Raw genomic sequence first — 19,489 nt, forward strand, 5'->3', positions numbered from 1 at the left:
TCTCCGAGATCACCGGACGGTCCGGTGCAAGGGAGAGCCGCCGGGGCGACGCGCATAACACTTTCCGGGCCGGGAGCCGTCGACACCCCTCGTCAACTCGCTCCGTCAACCCGACGCGCCGCCCCCGCTCGAGCCGGTTGTCTCACTCGTGCGGCACGACCGCCACCGGGCACGGCGCCAGGTGCAGCGCCGCATGCGCCACCGAACCGATGCGCGGGCCGATCGCGCCGCGCCGCGCCCGGCGCCCGACCACCAGGAGCTGGGCGGAGCCCGAAGCGGCGAGCAGCACCTGCCCCGCGCTGCCGATCTCCACGTGCTCGGCCACCCGCACCTCCGGGAACCGCTCCCGCCAGGGCGCCAGGGCCTCGCGCAGCGCCTTCTCCTCGTACGGGACGAGCCCCCCGGCCTCGTCGGCCAGGGCCATCGACGCGGGGCTGTACGCGTACAGGGGCGGCAGGCTCCAGGCCCGTACCGCCCGGACGGACGCGCCGCGCGCCGCCGCCGTCTCGAAGGCGAAGCGCAGCGCGGGGGCACTGTCCTCCGCGTCTCCCAGCTGACCGACGACGATCTCGCCGCCCTCCGGTTCCTCACCGCCGTCGCCGCCCCGCGAGCGCACCGCCACCACCGGCCGGTGCGCGGCCGCGATGATCTGCTGGCCGTAGGAGCCGAGCAGGAAGCCGGCCACCGCCCCGTACCCCCGTGAGCCGATGACGAGCATCTCCGCCCGCTCCTCGGTGCTCAGCAGCGCGGCGACCGGGGTGTCGGGCAGCACCTCGGCGGTGAGGGCGAGATCCGGATACCGGCCGGCGACGGCCGACTCGGCCTCCCGCAGCACGCCGTCGGCCATCCGCTCCTGGCTCGCCCGGTCCTGTTCGAGGGGGATGTCGAGGGGCTCCCAGCGCCAGGCGTGAACCAGACGCAGGGGAAGCCGCCGGTGCAGCGCCTCCCGGGCGGCCCAGTCGGCCGCGGCGAGACTCTCGGGCGAACCGTCCACTCCTGCGACGATCTCACGACTCATCAGGCTGCCTCCGTCATTCCCTGGCGGGCCCCGCCCGTCGGCGGACCCTTTCCTGTTCAGCTTGTGCCCCTCCACCGCGTGATCAGAGGGCCGGACGTCCCGACATGCCGGTACGTCAGTCCTCCGCCCGAGGTCCGGCGCGCCCGCCGCCGGAGCCCCGAAGCCCCGAAGCCCCGAAGCCCCGAAGCCCCGAAGCCCCGGAGTCCGGATCACGAGCGCCACGGGGAGGACCGCCCCCGACCGGCTCTGACGAGACGTCAGAGAGCCCCCCTCAGGTGGCGGCGAGCGGTTCCCAGTCCTTCTGGACGTCGAAGCGGTAGTCGCTCCGGTCGAGCACCCGCCCCTCGCCGTCCACCAGCGCGACGTGCACGTCGTACAGCCCGCGTGCCCGGGGCCCGTTCGGCACGCGCTCGGGCGGGAGCGCCAGCTCGTAGGGGCCGCCGTGCCGGAAGTCCCCGAGCACGACCTCGCGACCGCCCACCTCGGCCCCTCCCTCGGCCTCCGGCCCGCTCCTGCGCCCGGCCCCGGCTCTGTTCCGTACGTCGATCACCCTCAGACCGGTCACGGACCGGCCGTCCACCCCGAACCGCACCACGGCCCGGCACTCGGTGCCCTCCTTCACCGTGAACGGGGCCGCCGCCGTCGCCGAGGGGGGCACCGGCACGGAGATGTCGTCGTGTCCCGTGAACTGGAGCGACAGGCCGAGCAGACGGACGGTGCGCCTCTCCTTGAGCGGCACGGCCGCGGTCGCGCCGGCGAGGGAATCCATGGTGTGCGCGCCTCTCAGGACAGGGCCTCGCCGAGGAGGCCGCCGGTGTGCGATGCCCCGCCCCTACCCGATTCGCATCCGCACATGCGGGCCGGGCCCGGCAGCGGCCCGTCAGCCGACGCGGCGCCCGGCGAGCGGAGCGGTGTCGTCGCCGCTGCCCGCGCGCACGCCCCGCAGGAAGGCGCCCAGGGCCTCCAGGGAGGTCATGGACGGCTCCCAGTCGAGCTCCCGGCGGGCCCGCTCCGTGGAGAGCAGGGGTATGCGCAGGACCGCGTCGAGGAGATCCGGGGAGGCGGGTGCCAGGTGCAGCTTCCAGGCCGCCGAGAGCACGCCCCGTACCGCCCCGGTCGGCACCTTCACCGGCCGGGCGCCCAGGAGCGAGGAGAGGGCCGGGGTGTCGATCACCGGCTCCGCCGCGAGGTTGAAGGCGCCCCGGACGTCGCGCACGAGCGCCCGGCGGTAGGCGTCGGCCGCGTCGTCGGTGTGCAGCGCCTGGAAACGGAGCCCCGCCAACTCGGGCACGAGCGGCAGCAGTTCGGGGCGCATCAGTGCGCCGGGGAAGAAGCGGCCGGCGAAGATCCGGCGCTGCTCGCTCGCCGACTCCTCCTTGAAGAGGAAGCAGGGCCTCATCCGCACCACCCGCGTCTGCGGATGGTCCCGCTCGAAGGTGTCCAGGACCCGTTCCAGATACGCCTTCTCGCGGGTGTACGCGGCGCCCGGCCAGCCGTGGGTCGGCCACGACTCCGAGACGGCCGCCCCGTTCCCGGGCCCCGGGGAGTACGCCCCGACCGACGAGGCGCACACCAGGATCGGGACGCGCGCCGCCGCCACCGCGTCGAAGACCCGCAGCGCGCCGAGGACGTTGGAACGCCAGGTCTCCACCGGGTCGTGGGTCGGCTGGAAACGCCAGGCCAGATGGACGACCGCGTCGGCGTCCTCGATGTACTGCGCGAGCCGCGGCTCGTCGCCCTCCAGCGACAGGTCCACCTCGGCCCACTCGGTCTTCGCCAGGGTCAGCGCGGGTCTGCGGCGGGCGAGCCCGCGTACGGAGGCGATCCGGGGCTCCTGCTCCAGGGCCCGTACCAGACTCGTCCCGACGTTGCCCGTCGCGCCGGTGACGACCACCTTCAGTCCCTCACTCGCCTTCATGTAATCGACCTTCCGCCATCCCCGCCGGATACGCACGCGGGGCCCGTGTCACGAGCGGTCCGTGACGGAGTGTGCTCGCGCGGGTCGCGCGGGTGACTCCGTGACCCGAATATGGAGCGACCGAGGGAAGGACCGAGGGAAGGGGGGCGTGCCAGGAGGACATGATGCTGCTTCCCGACAGAAACACGATCGACCGGCTGCTGCGCCACTACCGGGCCCAGGAACGGGCGGTCCTGGCCAGGCCGTGCGACCTGTCGATCCGCAGGCGCTTCGAGGACACGGCGTACACGCTGTGCGTGCTGATGGGGGAGCGGACCGCGCGCGAGGCCGTGCACGCCGCCGAGCGGTACGTGGGCAGGACGAGCCCCGCGCCCCGGCAGACGCTGGAAGGACTCGCCGGCTCCTGAACGGATCCGTTCCCCGGGCGCTGCCGATGGGGCAAGAGCCGCGTTCCGGGGCATGAGAGGTATAGGCCCCTCTGCGAGGGGCGAGGAGAGCGGAGGGAGGCGGGCGATCCCATGGCGTCGGAGCGGTTCGCCGTCACGGCGGCCCCCGGGCCGCAGCCCGGTGCCGTGGTGCTGTCCCTGACCGGGGAGCTCGACCACGACACCGCGGACGCGCTGAGAAGCGCACTGGAGGAACGCACCGGCGCGGTGCGGATCCTGGTCGACTGCGAGGGGCTGCGGTTCTGCGACTCGACCGGGCTGAACGTGCTGCTGCGGGCCCGCCTGCACGCCCTGGAGGCGGGCGGGCGGCTGGAACTGGCGGGACTGCGCCCGCCCGTCGCCCGGATGTTCGAGATCACGGGGGCGCGGACCGTGTTCCGGGTGTACGAGGACGTGGCCGAGGCGCTCACGGACCGACGGGCGACCGGGTGACGGGGGATGGCGGAGGGAGCGGTGGGCGAGAACGCCGTGGACGAGGGCCAGGTCCGGCGGCTCGTGCTGTTCGGGACCAAGGGCGTGGTGATGCGCTGCCGCGACTTCACGACGGAGGCACTCACCGACTGGGGCTGGATCCCGGCCGAGAACGACGAGGCGCAGGAGCGGGTCGACGACGTCCTGCTGCTGGTCTCGGAGGTCGTCACCAACGCCTGTCTGCACGCGGGCGGCCCCGAGGAGCTCGTCCTGCGCCACAGTGACGACCACCTGCGGGTCGAGGTGTTCGACAACAACCCCGAGCATCCGAGGCGGCGGCAGCCCCGCGCGCCGTCGCTGCCGGGCGGTCACGGGCTGATGGTCCTGGACCGGCTGGCGGGGGACTGGGGCTCCGAGCCGCGTGAGCGCGGCAAGGTCGTCTGGCTGGAGGTCAGCCGCCCCTCCCGCCCGCCGTGGCGCCGCTCCGGCCGGCCTTGACGCGGGAGCGCGGGGGCGTGGCGCGGCGCGCGGGCGTGGCCGCCCGGACCGGGGCGTGCGTGGCCCGGACGGGCGCGTGATCGGCCGTGGCCCTCACCGGCGCGTGGTCGGGGCGGTCCTCCAGGAGTCCCGTTCTGAGCTCGTCCAGGATCCGGGCGAGCAGCCGGGAGATGTGCATCTGCGAAAGGCCGAGCCGTTCGCCGATCTGCGCCTGGGTGAGTTCCGCGCCGAAGCGCAGCGCGAGGATCTGGCGATCCCGGGAGTCCAGCCGGGCGATCAGCGGTTTGAGCGACTCCAGCGAGTCGATCAGCTCGAAGGCGCGCTCCTCCTCGCCGAGGCGCCGCGCGCCCGCGGTGACGGCCGATTCGTCGTCCCCCACCGGGGTGTCGAGCGAGCGGGCGACATAGCCGTTCGACGCCTGTTCGCCCTCGGCCACACGCTCCTCGCCGATCTGCAGATACGCGGCCAGCTCGGCCCGGGTCGGGCGGCGGCCCTGTCGCTGCTCCAGCGTGTCGACGGCCTTCGCGAGCTCGATGCGCAGCTCCTGGAGGCGCCGTGGGACCTGGACGGCCCAGCTGGTGTCCCGGAAGAAGCGCTTCATCTCGCCGACGATGGTGGGCAGCGCGAACGCCGAGAACTCCACGTCGCGGCCCGCCTCGAACCGGTCGATCGCCTTGATCAGGCCGATCGTCCCGATCTGGATGATGTCCTCCGTCGGCTCGGCCCGGTTCCGGAAGCGGCGCGCCGCGAACTTCACCAGGCTGAGATTGAGCTCGACGAGGGTGTTCCGTACGTACGCGTGCTCGGGCGTGCCCTCCTCCAGCGTCTCCAGACGCGCGAAGAGCGCGGTGGACAGGGTCTGCGCGTCGGTCGTGCTCACTTCGGTGGGCCGGTCGATCTCGGGCAGACCGTCCAGCGCGCGGCGGCGTACGGCTGCGGATTCCGCCTCGGTGCGGGCGGTGCCGGGATGCTTGCGCGGGGTGGACATAAGGCTCCCTCGACGGTGGCGTGGGCCTTCGCCGCCGGGCGGTGGCGGCGGGGGTCCGTCGGTCGGGTCCTGCCAGAAGCATTCCCTTTGGGTACGGTTTGACACCGTGTGTCCGGGCAGCGGCACCGTATGACGACGACGGGAGACGAGGGCCCCGGCCAGAAGCGCCGTCCGACGGCACAAGGCCGCCGGTTCGCATTGGGCGCCGGCCCGGGCGTGGTGGGGGAGTGCCGCGATCTCGCCCGTCAGGCGCTGCGGGACTGGTTCGGTCCGGCCGTCGACGCGGGAGGCGCCGTCGCCACGGCCGTCGACGACGTCCTGCTGCTGGTCTCGGAGGTAGTCACCAACGCGTACACGCACGGTGGCACTCCGTACGAACTGCGCATCGACCACACCGACACGCGGCTGTGGGTCCAGGTCAGCGACACCAGCCCGGTACGTCCCCGGCCGCACGGCCCGCACCGGGCGAGCCGTTCCTCGGGACACGGGCTGTATCTGCTCGAACGGCTCTCCGCGGCGTGGGGCTCCGTGCCGCGCGGCGAGGGGAAGGCGGTCTGGTTCGAGGTGGTCGTGGCACCGGCAGGGGCACGCGCACCGGCGGCCTCGTCCGCCGCTGACACTGCCTCCCGCTCACGCCGTGCCTAGAGTGGAGGGGCGGAGCGGGACCGGTGCGGGCGCACGCCGTACCCGGACCGGGACCCGTGCCGTATCCGTACCGCAGCCGTACCCCTCCGCCCCGCGCGAGGTCCGCGATGGAGAGTTCCCCCCGACCGGCCGCGTCCGAGCAGCGCGTGCCCCCCGAACAGCTCGGCGAGGACGGGCTCGGCAAGCTCCTGGCCGGGCTCACCGCCGTACGCGACGGTGACCTGTCCGTCCGTCTCCCGGACTCCGCCGGAGGCATCCTCGGTGAGATCGGCGTCGTCTACAACGACATGGTCGACCAGCTCTCCCTGGTGACCTCCGAGGTCAGCCGCGTCGCCAGGGAGGTCGGCGGGCAGGGCCTGCTCGGCGGCCGGGCCCGCGAGCCGCGCGTCAGCGGGGTGTGGCGCGAACTCACCTCCGGCGTCAACACCATGGCCGACAACCTGACCTCCCAGGTCAGGTCCATCGCCCAGGTCGCCACCGCCGTCGCCCGCGGCGACCTCACCCGGAAGATCCGGGTCGACGCGCGCGGCGAGATCCTGGAGCTGAAGGAGACCATCAACACGATGGTCGACCGGCTGTCCTCCTTCGCCGAGGAGGTCACCAGGGTCGCCCGCGAGGTCGGCACGGAGGGCAAACTCGGCGGCCAGGCCACCGTCCGCGGTGTCTCCGGCACCTGGAAGGACCTGACCGACAACGTCAACTCCATGGCCGACAACCTCACCAACCAGGTCCGCAACATCGCCCAGGTCACCACGGCCGTCGCCCAGGGCGATCTGACCAGCCGCATCGACGTCGACGCGCGCGGCGAGATCCTCGAACTGAAGACGACCATCAACACGATGGTCGACCAGCTCTCCTCCTTCGCCGCCGAGGTGACGCGCGTCGCCCGCGAGGTCGGCACGGAAGGAAAGCTGGGCGGCCAGGCCGAGGTCGAGGGCGTCTCCGGCACCTGGAAGCGGCTCACCGAGAACGTCAACGAACTCGCCGGAAACCTGACCCGGCAGGTCCGCGCCATCGCCGAGGTCACCAGCGCCGTCGCCGAGGGCGACCTCACCCGCTCCATCACGGCCGACGCCCCCGGCGAGGTCGGCGAACTGCGGGACAACATCAACGCGATGGTCGAGTCGCTGCGGGCCACCACCCGGGCCAACGAGGAGCAGGACTGGCTCAAGACCAACGTCGCCCGGATCGCCGGCCTCATGCAGGGCACCCGCACCCCGACCGACATCGCCGAGCTCATCATGACCGAGGTGCCGCCCCTGGTATCGGCGCAGTACGGAGCCTTCTTCCTCGCCCGCCACGACGAACGCGGCACCGACCTCGTCATGACCGCGGCCTACGGAGCCCCCGACGACCCGGACGCACCGCCCCGCCGCTTCCGCCTCGGTCAGTCGCTCGTCGGCCAGGCCGCCCGCGACCGGCGCACGCTCGTCGTGGAGCACGTACCCGCCGGATACGCCACCATCGCCTCGGCGGCGGGCTCCGGCGAACCGGGCATGCTGATCATCCTGCCGATCGTGGTAGAGGACCAGGTCCTCGGCGCCGTCGAACTCGCCTCGCTCCAGCCCTTCACCGCGATCCACCGCGACTTCCTCGAACAGTTCGTGGACACCGCGGGAGCCGTCGTCAGCTCGCTCGTCGCCAACCTCCGTACCGACGAACTCCTCGGCCAGTCCCAGCGGCTCACCGACGAACTGCGCTCCCGCTCCCAGGAGTTGCAGGCGCGGCAGCAGGAACTGCAGCGCTCCAACGCCGAACTGAAGGAGAAGGCGGCGCTGCTCGCCGAACGCAACAAGGACATCGAGTCCAAGAACCTCGTCATCGAGCAGGCCCGCCAGGAGCTGGAGGCGCGCGCCCAGCAGCTCTCCCGTACCTCCATGTACAAGTCCGAGTTCCTGGCCAACATGAGCCACGAGCTGCGCACCCCGCTCAACAGCCTGCTGATCCTGGCCCGCTTGCTCGCCCAGAACCCGGAGGGGAACCTGACGGACAAGCAGGTCGACTACGCGGAGGTCATCCACTCGGCCGGTTCCGACCTGCTCCAGCTGATCAACGACATCCTCGACCTGTCCAAGGTCGAGGCGGGCAAGATGGAGATCCGGCCCGAACGGTTCGCGCTCCACCAGCTCCTGGAGTACCTGGAGGCGACCTTCGGACCCGTGGCGGACGAGCGCGGGCTGACCTTCTCCGTCACCGTCTCCTCGGACGTGCCCGAGGAGCTGACCACCGACGAGTCGCGACTGCGCCAGATCCTGCGCAATCTGCTGTCCAACGCGCTGAAGTTCACCGACGAGGGAGGAGTGGAGCTGACCATCGAGTACGCTGGCCCGGACGAACCGCCGCCCGCACTGCGCGACAGCGGACCGGCACTCGCCTTCCGGGTCAGCGACAGCGGTGTCGGCATCCCCGCCGAGCGGCTCGAGGGGATCTTCGGCGCCTTCCAGCAGGGGGACGGGACCACGGCCCGCCGCTACGGCGGCACCGGACTCGGGCTCTCCATCAGCCGCGAGGTGGCGGGGCTCCTCGGCGGCGCCATCGACGTCCGCTCCACTCCGGGCCGGGGCAGCCGGTTCACCTTCTACCTGCCCGTCCCCCGGCCGGCGCCGGAGGGCGAGCCGTCCGGGCCGGGCACGGTGGCCGCCGGCGCGGACACGGACGCGGACAGGAGCACCGGCACGGCGGCGATCGGCCGCCACGACCCGAAGACCGCGGGCCGCACCGTCCTCGTGGTCGACGACGACGTGCGCAATGTCTACGCGCTCACCGAAGTCCTGGAAGGCCACGGCGTCCGGGTGCTCCAGGCCGACAGCGGCGGGGCCGGTCTCGACCTCCTAGGAGAGCACGACGAGGTCGAACTGGTCCTGATGGACGTCATGATGGCCGGCATGGACGGGTACGCCACCACCGAGGCGATCCGGAACCTGCCAGGCCGCTCCCACCTCCCCGTCATCGCCGTCACGGCCAAGGCCATGCCGGGCGACCGGGCCCGGGCCCTGGCCGCCGGGGCCAGCGACTACGTCGCGAAGCCCGTCGACGCCGACGAGCTGATGGCCAAGGTCCGCCAGTGGCTGGCCTCCTGACGCCGGGCGGGGTTCGTCCCCCGGGCGTCCGCGGCCCCGCCGCGGTCGCCGCCGCGGCCGTCACCACGGGCGTCACCGCGATAGCCGCCACGGGCGTCACCGTACGAGCACGGCGACGATGCTCGTGTCGTCGTCCGTGTCGCCGGTGGCCGCGCGGAGCAGCCGCTCCACCTGCTCGTTCGGCGGGTAGCCGCTGAGCCGTTCGGCCGCCGCGGTCAGCTGTGCCAGCCCGTGGTCGAGACCGTCGTGACGCCGCTCGACCAGCCCGTCCGTGTACAGCAGCAGCGTGTCGCCGGGCCGCAGCAAGGTGGTGAGCTCCTGATACGCGTACGAGGGCACCGCACCGAGCAGGATGTCCTGGGGCGGGTCGAGCAGCCGCGCCATGCCCTCGCGCAGCAACAGCATCGGCAGATGCCCGGCGCTGGACCAGACGAGGCTGCGGTCCTCGGGGTCGTACAGCGCGCACACCGCGGTCGCCGTGGGGTACCCGCTCGTGCGCAGCGTCATCTCGTTGAGCCACTCCATCAGCCGTCGCGGGGAGTCGCCCGTGCACGCGAGGCCACGCTGGGCGTTGCGCAGCGCCACCATGCCGGTGACGGAGTCGATGCCGTGCCCCGCGACGTCGCCGACCGTCACGAGGACCTTGCCGCTGGGCAGCGGCTGGACGTCGTACCAGTCGCCGCCCACCCGGTACTCCTCGGCCGCCGGCCGGTAGCGGGCCGCCACCACCATGCCCGGCAGTTCCTGTAGATCGGGGACCTCGGGCACGATCGCCTGCTGCAGCTGCAGGGCCACCTGGTGCCGCAGCTCGGCCCGGGTCCGTACGGCGGTCAGCTGGTCGAAGGTCGCGGTCAGCGCCGCCTCGGTGCGCCGGCTCGTGGAGACGTCCTGGTACACGCCGGCGATGCCGGTGACCGCGCCCGCGTCGAGGAGCGGCTCCGCCGCCACCCGGACATGGCGCACGGTCCGGTCGCCGACGACGATGCGCAGCACCGTCTGCGCGCCCGTGCGCCGCTCCACCAGCGTCCTGAGCAGCTCCGTCAGCGCCTCCCCGTCGTCCGGGTGCACCAGCCCGCGCAGCCCGAGCAGGGGCACGGCCGGCTCGTCGCGGGCCATGCCGAAGATGGCGTACGCCTGTTCCGACCACACCGTGTCGCCGCCGGTCAGGCTGTCCTGGAAGAGGGCCACGCTCTGCAGCCGGGCCACCGCGCGCTCCGAGGCGAGTCCGGTGTCGGTGGCGGCATGCCACAGCACCACCGCCCGCTCTGCGCCGGCCGGCAGGACGCGTACGTCGAGCAGCGGGGTGGAGTCCTGCTGCCCGGCTGCCGTCGACGCGGGCAGCCGTGCCACCCGCTGGGTGCGCCCGGTCCGCTGGGCGCGCCGCGCGAGATGGGCCAGATCCGCGTGGACCTGGGGGAGGGCCAGGGAGAGGGAACGGTCCTCGGCTGGGGGCGCGCCGCCGATGGCCGCGGTGGCGTACTCGTTGAGGTGCTCGACCGTCGGCGGCGAGGTGGCGGGCGCCACCCGCAGCAGCATCGCCGGATGGACGAGGGCGTCCAGCACGTCCACCAGGACCGGAGCGTCCGACGGGGAGGAGTCGGCCGCGTCGAGGACGGTTCCCGCCACGTCCGTCAGACCCACCAGGGCCCTTTTCAGGCCGTCGTCGAACGGGAGGGGCCGGGGCCACACGACCAGCGCCAGGCCCACCGTCGAGCCGCGTACGCGCAGGGGGAACAGGGCCCGTGCGGCGTCCGGCGAGGGCCCCGGCAGGACGTCGCCCGGCTCCGGGCCGGAATCCAGCCAGACGGGCGTGCCGTGGGAGAGGACCGCGCGGAACGCGGGAGGCGCCGCCGGGGGGATCCACTGCCAGGCGGCCGCCTCCGCGGCCCCCACGCCGGCCTGTCCGGCGAGGCGCAGACATCCCCACGCGTCGCGGCGCCAGAGCCAGAGGCTCTCCGCGCCGAGCGGGACGAGGCCGCCCTCCAGCAGGGCACGCGCCGCCTCGCCCACGGTGTCCATCGTCTCGGCCGCGGCGGCCGCGCGGCGCGCCCGACGCTCCTCCGGCGTGCTGAACACGACGGGCGACGGTGACGTGGACTCGTAGGCCGTCTGCGCGTGCGAGGGGGCGGTGAACCCGGCCGTGCGGGGGTCGCGGTCGGGGGCGCGGTCGGTGGCCTCCGTGGCGGTGGATCCCGTGGCGCTCGGTCCGTTCGGGGTGGGTCCGTTCGGGGTGGGTCCGGCGACGGCGTTGACGATGTCGGCGGCGAGATCCTCGATGCCGAGGCCCGTCGCGTGGGAGAGGGAGTCGAGGTGTTCCGCGGCGTCGGCGGGGGACGCGCTCAGCTGGGCCGCGAGGACGCCGGTGGCCAGATCGATCAGATGCCGGCGGGTGAGTTCGGCTCGCAGCCGCCTGTTCTCGGCCGACAGGCCGGTGGTGCCGGGCCCCGGAGGCCTCGCCGCAGACGTCGTCACGACTCCTCCCGTCCCTCCACCGTGTGGTTGTCCGGAATGATCGCACCCGATACGGATTCTATCGGTCCGCGCCGTCCCGGTGTCTGAACAACGCCTGTCGGGGTACTCGCCGGAAGGAACGGATCCGGCGTCCTGGTGGGAGGTGTCGGCGATGGACGAGGCCCGTCTCTCGCAACGTGAGCGGCGCATCCTGGCCGAGATCGAGGAGTCGCTGAGCGAGGACGAATCGCTGGAGCGCGGACTGCGCACGATGCGACGCGAGGGAGGGAGCGCCCGTGGGCGCGACGGCGTGCGGCACGGTCTGCGCGGGCACCTGCCGGCGCTGGGCGTCGCCCTGCTCGGCGTGCTGACCCTCGGCCTGCTGGCCCTCGCCGTCGCGACCGGCGAGCCTGCCCTGATCTGGGCCTTCGCGGCCGTGTGGGTGCTGACCCTGTGCGGTCTGCTGCGTCTGGTCATGCGCTGGTCCCGGCGGGTGAAGCCCCAGTCGTGGCCGAAGTGACACGGGACCGCGACGCGGGAGATCCGGTTCGCTCGACCGGCGAAGGACCTGACCGACGAAGGAGAGGAGCACGTCATGCCGCGCGGATCGAGCTCCAAGCGCGAGCGCCAGTACGAGCACATCAAGGAGAGCGCACGGGAACGAGGTGAGAGCGAGAAGCGTGCCAAGGAGATCGCCGCGCGCACGGTCAACAAGGAACGAGCCCGGTCGGGCGAGTCGAAGACCGCGAGCCGCAGCTCCACGCAGGACATGTCCTCCTCCCGCCGCGGCGGGAAGCGCTCGCACAGCGGCTCCGAGGGCCCGACCTACGACCAGCTCTACGCGGAGGCCCAGCGGCGCAACATCCACGGACGCTCGTCCATGAACAAGGCCGAACTGAAGCGTTCCCTCGGCCACTGATCGGCCACTGGTCGGCCACTGGTCGGCCGCTGATCGGCCAATTGTCGGCCGCCGCCCGGCACATCGCCGCCCGGCACGTGGACCGGAGCCGACTGTCAGTGGTGCCCGGCACGATGGACACCATGACAACGACTCCGGTTCTTGCCGATGCCGCCGCGTACGCGCGCGCGGTCGAGGACGCCAAGCAGGCCGCTGCCGCCTACTACGCGGGCGGCACGTCGCCGCTCGACGACGACGCCTACGACCGGCTCGGCCGGGCGATAGCGGCCTGGGAGGCCGAGCACCCCGACCAGGTGCGGCCGGACTCGCCGACCGACAAGGTCGCCGGCGGCGCGGCGAGCGGCGATGTGCCGCACACCCGGCAGATGCTCTCGCTCGACAACGTCTTCTCCGCCGAGCAGTTCACGAGCTGGGCCGCGTCCCTGGAGCGCCGGATCGGCCGGAGCGTCGAGCGGTGGAGCGTCGAGCCGAAGCTCGACGGACTTGCGATCGCCGCACGCTACGAGCGGGGGAGGCTCGCCCGGCTCATCACCCGCGGCGACGGGACGGCCGGCGAGGACGTGTCGCACGCGATCGGCACGATCGTCGGGCTGCCGGAGCGGCTCACCGAGCCCGTCACGGTCGAGATACGCGGCGAAGTCCTGATGACCACCGAGCAGTTCGAGGCGGCCAATCCCATCCGGGTCGCCCACGGCGGCGAGCCGTTCGCCAATCCGCGCAACGCCGCGGCCGGTACCCTGCGCGCCAAGGACCGTCCGTACACGGTCGAGATGACCTTCTTCGCGTACGACGTGCTGCCGCTGAACGGGTCGGGGACCGAGGCAGGCGACGAGTCGGGGGACGGCGCCGGGGACGCGGCCGGCCTCGACGAGCTCGCGCACAGCGAGCTGATCGCGCGGGCCGCCGCCCTCGGACTGCACACCTCGCGGGCCACGGCCGTCCCCGGCCGCACGGCCGGCGCCACGGAGGAGGTGCTGGCCCGCGTCGCGGAGATAGCCGCCCTGCGGGCGGAACTGCCGTTCGGGATCGACGGGATCGTCGTCAAGGCCGACCTCGCCGCCGACCGACGCGAGGCCGGCGCGGGCTCCCGGGCACCGCGCTGGGCCGTCGCGTACAAGCTCCCCGCCGTGGAGAAGGTCACCCGGCTGCTCTCGGTCGAATGGAACGTGGGCCGCACGGGCATCATCGCTCCCCGCGCGGTCCTGGAACCGGTGGAGATCGACGGCAGCACCGTCACCTACGCCACGCTGCACAACCCCTCCGACATCACGCGCCGCGATCTGCGTCTCGGCGACCACGTGATGGTCTACAAGGCCGGCGACATCATCCCCCGGGTCGAGGCGCCCGTCGCCCACCTGCGGACCGGCGAGGAGCAGCCGATCGGCTTCCCCGAGAGCTGCCCCCAGTGCGGCTCGGAGATCGACCGCAGCGAGCAGCGCTGGCGATGCGCCCGTGGGCGCGACTGCCACCTCGTGGCCTCCCTGTCGTACGCCGTCGGCCGCGACCAGCTCGACATCGAGGGGCTCGGCGCGAGCCGGATCGTCCAGCTCGTCGACGCCGCGCTCGTCGTGGACCTGGCCGATCTGTTCACCCTCACCCGCGAGCAGCTGCTCGGCCTGGAGCGCATGGGGGAGACCAGCACGGACAACCTCCTCGCCGCGATCGCCACCGCCCGCACCCGCCCGCTCGCCCGGGTCCTGTGCGCCCTCGGCATCCGCGGCACGGGCCGCTCGATGTCCCGCCGCATAGCCCGCCACTTCGCCACCATGGACGCCGTCCGCGCGGCCGACGCGGAGGCGATGCAGCAGGTCGAGGGGATCGGAGCCGAGAAGGCGCCGGTCATCGTCGCCGAACTGGCCGAGCTGGGCGCCGTCGTCGACAAGCTCGTCGCCGCCGGGGTGAACATGACCGAGCCCGGAGCCACCCCGCCGCCCCCGCCCGGGACCGAGCCCGACACCACCGAGGCCGTGGCCGGCCCGCTCGCCGGGCTGTCGGTGGTCGTCACCGGCGCGATGACCGGTGCCCTGGAAGCCCTGAGCCGCAACCAGATGAACGAACTCATCGAGCGCGCCGGCGGCAAGTCCTCCTCCAGCGTCTCCAAGCGCACCGGCCTGGTCGTCGCGGGCGAGAAGGCCGGGTCCAAGCGGACCAAGGCCGAGGAACTGGGCATCCGGCTGGTGGACCCGGAGGAGTTCGCCGTCCTGCTCGGTGACTTCCTGCCCGTCTGACCGGGGGAACGTGGGAGCCGGATCGTGCGGCGTTCACCCGGGCCTCTGGCGCGCACAGGCCTCGGCGTCTCCAGCAACGCCGCACGACCAGCGGTCATCTGCCCCGTCACAGCCCCCCGTCGCCACGCCGGGTGGGCCGGCGGCGCCACATCCAGAGCGAGAGCGCGGCGCCGAGAGACGCCCCCACCAGGGCCAGCGGGAGCCCCGCCCACGGGCCGGAGGGCACGTTCTCGCGGGACACGGCCGCCTTCTCCGGCGCGCTGAGCGCCGCCGCGTCCGCCGCCACCGCCGCAGGACCCGTCCGCGCCGGTTCACGCGGAGCCTCCTTCGCCTGTGCCCGCGCCGGCCGGTCCGCCTCGGGGCCCGCCGGCGGCACCGACTTCTTCGCCTGCCGGTCCTTCGTCCCGTCCTTCGTCACGTTCTTCGTCACGTTCTTCGCCACGTTCTTCGCCTTCTCCCGCGCCGGTCCGAGGGAGCCCACCGGCCGGACCCGGCCCGCCGCGTCGAAGCCCCAGTCGAGCAGCGTGCGCGCCTCTTCGTACACCGCGAGCCCCCCACCCGACTGCGGGTTCATCACGGACACGACCAGGGTCCGCGTGCCCCGCTTCGCCGCCGCGATCAGGGTGTTCCCCGCGCCGCTGGTGTAGCCGTTCTTGACCCCGATGAGCCCCGGGTAACGGGCCACCCCGTCCGCCCCGGTCAGCAGCCTGTTGGTGTTGCGGATGCCGTACGACCAGCCCCCGGCGGGGAAGTCGGCGTACGGCGTGGAGCAGTACCGGGTGAACGCCGGGTCCTGCAGCCCCGCCCTGCCGAAGACCGCCAGATCGTACGCGGACGACACCTGGCCCGGCGCGTCGTACCCGTCCGGGGACACCACCCGCGTGTCGCGCGCCCCCAGGTCCCGGGCCTTCTCCTGCATCTGACGCGCCATCGACTCCCAGCCGCCGTTCATCGCCGCGAGCACCCGGACCGCGTCGTTGCCCGAGCTGAGGAAGACCCCGTTCCACAGATCGGACACCTTGTAGGTGTATCCGGCCTTCACCCCCACCATGCTGCTGCCGTGGCCGATCCCCGTCAGCTCGGACTCGGAGACCGTGTGCCGCTCCTCCTGGTCGATGTGGGGGAGTGCGGTCACGGCGAACAGGGCCTTGAGCGTGCTGGCCGGCGGCAGCCGCCGGTGCGCGTCGTGCGCCGCGAGCACCTCGCCCGTGGAGGCGTCCGCCACCAGCCACGACAGCGCGGACACCGAGGACGGCGCGCTCGGCGCTCCGGGCAGCGGCTGGACCTGCGTTCCCGAGCGGTACAGCAAAGCGGGATCGACGAAGCGTTCGGCGGGAGGCGTGGGTTCGGTGACGGACGATGCCGTGGCCGCCGGGACGGGCAACATGAGCAGCAGCGCCGCGGTACCGGCGGCAGCATGACGGACAGCTGACATGACGATCATTCAGCCACCGTAGAAAGTGGTGACCTCCCTCGCAGATCGGAGTGCGCCGACCGGCGTACGGCGCGTGGCGTCCGGGCGGTGTCGCGCCCTGGGCGGGGGCCGGCCCGCGGTGGCGGGGATGTCGGTGGGGCAGGGCATGCTGGTGACGTGTCCTCACTTCCTCACGCAGGTACGCCCGTTCCGCCCGAGCCCGTGGAGCGCCCGCCTGCCGCCGACCCGCAGGCCGCGCCGTTCGGTGCGCCCGTGTTCCGCGCCGAACGGCCGCCCCGGCCCGCCCCGGACGGCCACATGGTCGTCTGCGGGGACGACGTGCTCGCCCACCGGCTGGCGGGTGAGCTCCACGACGTCTACGGGGAGCGGGTCACCCTGCTCGTACCCGCGCGGAGCGACGCCCCGCAGCGGCCGGCGGGCCGCCCGGGCCTCGCCTCCGCGCTCTTCGGGCGGGTGACGGCGGCCGTGACGCGCACGGCGGTCGGAGAACAGCGGGCCGGCGCGGCCGCGGGCCGGTCCGTCCGGCTCGTCGAGACGGCCGAGATCGACGACGCGGTGCTGATCGACGCGGGGGTCGAGAAGGCCGCCGCGCTCGCCCTCGTCCACGATGACGACGAGACGAACATCCGCGCGGCGCTCGCCGCCCGGCGTCTCAACCCACGACTGCGCCTGGTCATCCGGCTCTACAACCGCAAGCTCGGCCAGCACCTGGAATCCCTCCTGGACCAGGCCGGCGCCCTCGCCGAGCCCAGTCCCGACCCCGCGTTCCTCGATGCCTCGACGACCGTGCTGTCCGACGCGGACACCGCGGCCCCCGCCCTCGCGGCCACCGCCGTCGCGGGCACCAGCAAGGTCGTCCAGGCCGGTGGCCTGCTCCTGCACGCCGTCGAACGGACCCCGCCCGCCCACGGCGAGGTCGCCGACCCCGGCCTGTGCACCCTCGCCCTGCTGTCGGCGACCACCAACGACCCGGCAGGCTGCGAGGGCTCGGAGCGCAGCGGCGACGAGGGCCCGCTGCTGCTGCCCGACGACCGGGCGGTCGCGGCCGCCCCGGGCCGGGGCACGGTCGCCCTGGAGGCGATCACATACGCCGGTCCGACCCTGGCCGCGAACCGGTTCGGCGCCTCCGGCCTGCCCGTCGGCTCGCTGTTCTCCCCCCGCCTTCGCTGGTCGCTCGCGGGCGTGGCCGCCGCCGTCGGCGCGATCGCCCTCGCCTCCTGGCTCACCACCGGCGACCACCCGCTGCACGCCGCGTATCTGACGCTCCTCGACCTCTTCGCCATCGGGGACCCGGCCGTCGGCGAGGCGACCAGCCGTCAGGTGCTGCAGATCCTCGCAGGATTCGTCGGCCTGCTGCTGATGCCGGTCCTGATCGCGGGACTCCTGGAGGCGCTCGGCACCTTCCGTACGGCGACCGCGCTGCGCCGCCCGCCGCGCGGCCTGTCCGGGCATGTGGTGCTCCTCGGCCTCGGCAAGGTCGGCACACGCGTCCTCGCGCGTCTGCGGAGGCTGGACATCCCCGTGGTCTGCGTCGAGTCCGACCCGGAGGCGCGCGGCATCGCGCTGGCCCGCCGGCTGCGCGTGCCGACCGTCATCGGGGACGTCACCGAGGAGGGCGTCCTGGAGGCCGCCCGCATCCATCGGGCCCACGCTCTCCTCGCCCTGACCAGTATCGACATCACCAACCTGGAGGCCGCGCTCTACGCCCGCTCCGTCAGATCCGATCTGCGGGTCGCCCTGCGGCTGTACGACGACGACTTCGCCACCGCCGTCTACCGCACCCTGCGCGCGGCCCACCCCGAGGCTCTCACCCGCAGCCGCAGCGTCTCCCACCTGGCGGCCCCCGCCTTCGCCGGCGCCATGATGGGCCGCCAGATCCTGGGCGCCATCCCGGTGGAGCGCCGTGTGCTGCTCTTCGCGGCCGTCGGGGCGGCGGGCAACCCGCTCCTCGAGGGCAGGACGGTGGCCGAGGCCTTCCGCCCGGGAGCCTGGCGGGTCATCGCGCTGGCCACCGGCCCCGCACCCCTCGGCCACCGCGGAGCGGGACTCGTCTGGCAACTGGACCCCGCCCGCGTCCTGGCCCCGGAGGACCGGGTCGTCCTCGCCGCCACCCGTCGCGGCCTCGCCGAACTCCTCGGCCACCGCCCGCGTCAGCCCGTACCGGACCCCGTCGGCTGAGACGCTGCCACGATCTCGCCGCGCGGAGCGCGCCGGAGGAAGTGGTGGAGCGCGGCGCCGACGAACTGCGTCGCGGCGGCGGCCAGGAGCAGCAGGGCAGGGGGCGCCTGCGCCGCGAGCCCGGTCAGCGCGGCGCCGCACGCCGCCGCCGAGATCTTGAGCCCGGCGCCCAGGGTGAAGACCTGGGTCCGTACACCGGCCGGCGCGTGGTCCGCCCGGATCCGCAGGGTCGCCGTCAGCAGCGGTCCGTCGCACAGCCCGGCCGCGCCGAACAGGGCCGCGCACACGAGCGGCGAGGGAACGAGGGCCGCCGCGGCCAGGGCCACGCCGGTGCCGAGCAGCGTCGCGCCGACCAGCCGTCCGGCCGGCACGCGCGGCCACAGCCGGTCGACGGCGAGCGACCCGACGAGCGCGCCGACGGCGAACGCGGTCATCAGGAGCCCGCCGTCGCCCGGTCGGCCACGCTCGGCCGACAGCAGCACGGCCGTCGTGGTGAGACCGCCCATCCCGAGGAAACCGACGCAGGTGGCGGCTGTGACCGCCCGTAGCTCCCGAACGCCGTAGACGGCCACGAGTCCGGCCACAAGAGCAGCCCCCAGGGACCGTCGTCGAACGACCTGTGCCCCCGGCGCACCGGGCGCGGAACCTGTCGGGGTCCCGCGTCCTGCCGGCAGGAACGCGGCGAGGAGGGCGGCGAGGGCCGCGGAGCATCCCAGGCCCGCGACGGCGGCCCCCGGTCCCGCGACCGTCGCCGTCGATGCCGCCAGGGCGGGTCCCGCGACGGACGCGGCGTTGTACACCGTGGAGTCGCGGGCGTAGGCGCGGTCGCGCTCCCGCCCCGGGCGGGCGAGGGAGGCGACCAGGCTGGAGAGGCCGCCGGAGACCACCGGACCGCAACCGCCGCCGAGCAGGGCGACGGCGAGGACGACCGCGACCGGGGCGCGCCCGGTGAGGAGCGCCAGTGTCAGGACGGCGACGGCGAGGCCGCCCAGCGCGGCGGCATGGAAGAGCACGGGCCTGCGCACCCGTTCGGCGAGCGCCCCGGCCAAGGGGGCCGCGGCGATGTGCGGCGCCATCCACGCGGTGAGGACGAGCGCGCCCAGGCGCGCGTCGCCCGTCCGCGCGAGTGCGAGCAGGACCACGGCGACGGGCATGCCCTCCTCGGCGAGCCGGGCGAAGAACGCCGTCCCCAGATAGTGCCGCACGGCTCTCCCCACCCCGACCACCCCCGTGTAACGTCTTGGTGGAAGAAGACGTTACACGCACGAACGGCG

15 protein-coding genes and 1 pseudogene are annotated in these 19,489 nt (G+C 73.8%); 9 read left to right on the top strand and 7 right to left on the bottom strand.

Annotated elements, in window-relative coordinates:
• Window positions 1-142 precede the first annotated feature (142 nt).
• From FDM97_RS15890 to FDM97_RS15900, 3 genes are all read right to left on the bottom strand, one after another.
• A complete protein-coding gene (locus FDM97_RS15890; RefSeq protein WP_137991055.1) occupies window positions 143-1,018 on the bottom strand; it encodes a universal stress protein in 876 nt (291 codons plus the stop codon).
• A gap of 271 nt (window positions 1,019-1,289) precedes the next feature.
• The gene (locus FDM97_RS15895; RefSeq protein WP_137991056.1) at window positions 1,290-1,787 is read right to left on the bottom strand and encodes a rho GDP-dissociation inhibitor; all 498 of its coding nucleotides are present in this window, start codon (window positions 1,785-1,787) and stop codon (window positions 1,290-1,292) included.
• Window positions 1,788-1,898: 111 nt separating this feature from the next.
• Window positions 1,899-2,936 (bottom strand): NAD-dependent epimerase/dehydratase family protein, encoded by a 1,038-nt coding sequence (locus FDM97_RS15900; RefSeq protein ID WP_137991057.1) that lies wholly within the window; start codon window positions 2,934-2,936, stop codon window positions 1,899-1,901.
• 164 nt (window positions 2,937-3,100) lie between these two features.
• Here FDM97_RS15900 and FDM97_RS15905 point away from each other — a divergent pair, with 164 nt between their 5' ends.
• From FDM97_RS15905 to FDM97_RS15915, 3 genes are all read left to right on the top strand, one after another.
• A complete protein-coding gene (locus FDM97_RS15905) occupies window positions 3,101-3,343 on the top strand; it encodes a DUF5133 domain-containing protein (protein WP_137994848.1) in 243 nt (80 codons plus the stop codon).
• A 111-nt stretch (window positions 3,344-3,454) separates the two neighbouring features.
• Complete coding sequence (locus FDM97_RS15910) at window positions 3,455-3,814, top strand: STAS domain-containing protein (protein ID WP_137991058.1); 360 nt, start codon at window positions 3,455-3,457, stop codon at window positions 3,812-3,814.
• A 21-nt stretch (window positions 3,815-3,835) separates the two neighbouring features.
• Window positions 3,836-4,291: an ATP-binding protein gene (locus tag FDM97_RS15915; RefSeq protein ID WP_254705615.1), complete on the top strand. Its 456-nt coding sequence runs from the start codon at window positions 3,836-3,838 to the stop codon at window positions 4,289-4,291.
• Between the two features lie 115 nt (window positions 4,292-4,406).
• Here FDM97_RS15915 and FDM97_RS15920 read toward each other — a convergent pair.
• A pseudogene (locus tag FDM97_RS15920) lies at window positions 4,407-5,279 on the bottom strand (SigB/SigF/SigG family RNA polymerase sigma factor); the annotation flags it as partial.
• Window positions 5,280-5,408: 129 nt separating this feature from the next.
• Between FDM97_RS15920 and FDM97_RS15925 the strand changes: the two are divergent.
• Together FDM97_RS15925 and FDM97_RS15930 are read left to right on the top strand one after the other, a co-directional pair.
• Window positions 5,409-5,924 (top strand): ATP-binding protein, encoded by a 516-nt coding sequence (locus FDM97_RS15925; protein WP_137991061.1) that lies wholly within the window; start codon window positions 5,409-5,411, stop codon window positions 5,922-5,924.
• 107 nt (window positions 5,925-6,031) lie between these two features.
• Window positions 6,032-9,004, top strand: coding sequence for a HAMP domain-containing protein (locus FDM97_RS15930; protein WP_137991062.1), 2,973 nt, complete (start codon window positions 6,032-6,034; stop codon window positions 9,002-9,004).
• A gap of 96 nt (window positions 9,005-9,100) precedes the next feature.
• Here the strand turns inward: FDM97_RS15930 and FDM97_RS15935 are convergent, their stop codons facing one another.
• Complete coding sequence (locus FDM97_RS15935) at window positions 9,101-11,476, bottom strand: SpoIIE family protein phosphatase (RefSeq protein WP_254705616.1); 2,376 nt, start codon at window positions 11,474-11,476, stop codon at window positions 9,101-9,103.
• Between the two features lie 151 nt (window positions 11,477-11,627).
• Between FDM97_RS15935 and FDM97_RS15940 the strand changes: the two genes are divergently transcribed.
• The 3 genes from FDM97_RS15940 (at window position 11,628) to ligA (ending at window position 14,602) form a co-directional block, all read left to right on the top strand.
• Complete coding sequence (locus tag FDM97_RS15940) at window positions 11,628-11,975, top strand: hypothetical protein (RefSeq protein WP_137991064.1); 348 nt, start codon at window positions 11,628-11,630, stop codon at window positions 11,973-11,975.
• A gap of 75 nt (window positions 11,976-12,050) precedes the next feature.
• Window positions 12,051-12,374, top strand: a complete 324-nt coding sequence (locus FDM97_RS15945; RefSeq protein ID WP_137991065.1) for a plasmid stabilization protein — start codon at window positions 12,051-12,053, stop codon at window positions 12,372-12,374.
• 113 nt (window positions 12,375-12,487) lie between these two features.
• Window positions 12,488-14,602 carry an NAD-dependent DNA ligase LigA gene (gene ligA, locus FDM97_RS15950; protein ID WP_137991066.1) on the top strand — a complete coding sequence of 705 codons (2,115 nt, stop codon included), beginning with the start codon at window positions 12,488-12,490 and terminating at the stop codon, window positions 14,600-14,602.
• A gap of 106 nt (window positions 14,603-14,708) precedes the next feature.
• Here the strand turns inward: ligA and FDM97_RS15955 are convergent, their stop codons facing one another.
• The gene (locus FDM97_RS15955; RefSeq protein ID WP_137991067.1) at window positions 14,709-16,046 is read right to left on the bottom strand and encodes a D-alanyl-D-alanine carboxypeptidase family protein; all 1,338 of its coding nucleotides are present in this window, start codon (window positions 16,044-16,046) and stop codon (window positions 14,709-14,711) included.
• Window positions 16,047-16,334: 288 nt separating this feature from the next.
• Here FDM97_RS15955 and FDM97_RS15960 point away from each other — a divergent pair, with 288 nt between their 5' ends.
• Window positions 16,335-18,215, top strand: coding sequence for an NAD(P)-binding protein (locus tag FDM97_RS15960; protein ID WP_137994849.1), 1,881 nt, complete (start codon window positions 16,335-16,337; stop codon window positions 18,213-18,215).
• On the opposite strand, the gene FDM97_RS15965 is transcribed toward FDM97_RS15960, so the two are convergent.
• Entirely contained in the window at window positions 18,188-19,420 is a 1,233-nt protein-coding gene (locus tag FDM97_RS15965) for an MFS transporter (protein WP_137991068.1), read from the bottom strand. The two genes, FDM97_RS15960 and FDM97_RS15965, sit on opposite strands and share 28 nt — an antisense overlap.
• Between the last annotated feature and the right edge of the window lie 69 nt (window positions 19,421-19,489).

The organism is Streptomyces vilmorinianum (genome assembly GCF_005517195.1).
GTDB classification, from domain to species: domain Bacteria; phylum Actinomycetota; class Actinomycetes; order Streptomycetales; family Streptomycetaceae; genus Streptomyces; species Streptomyces vilmorinianum.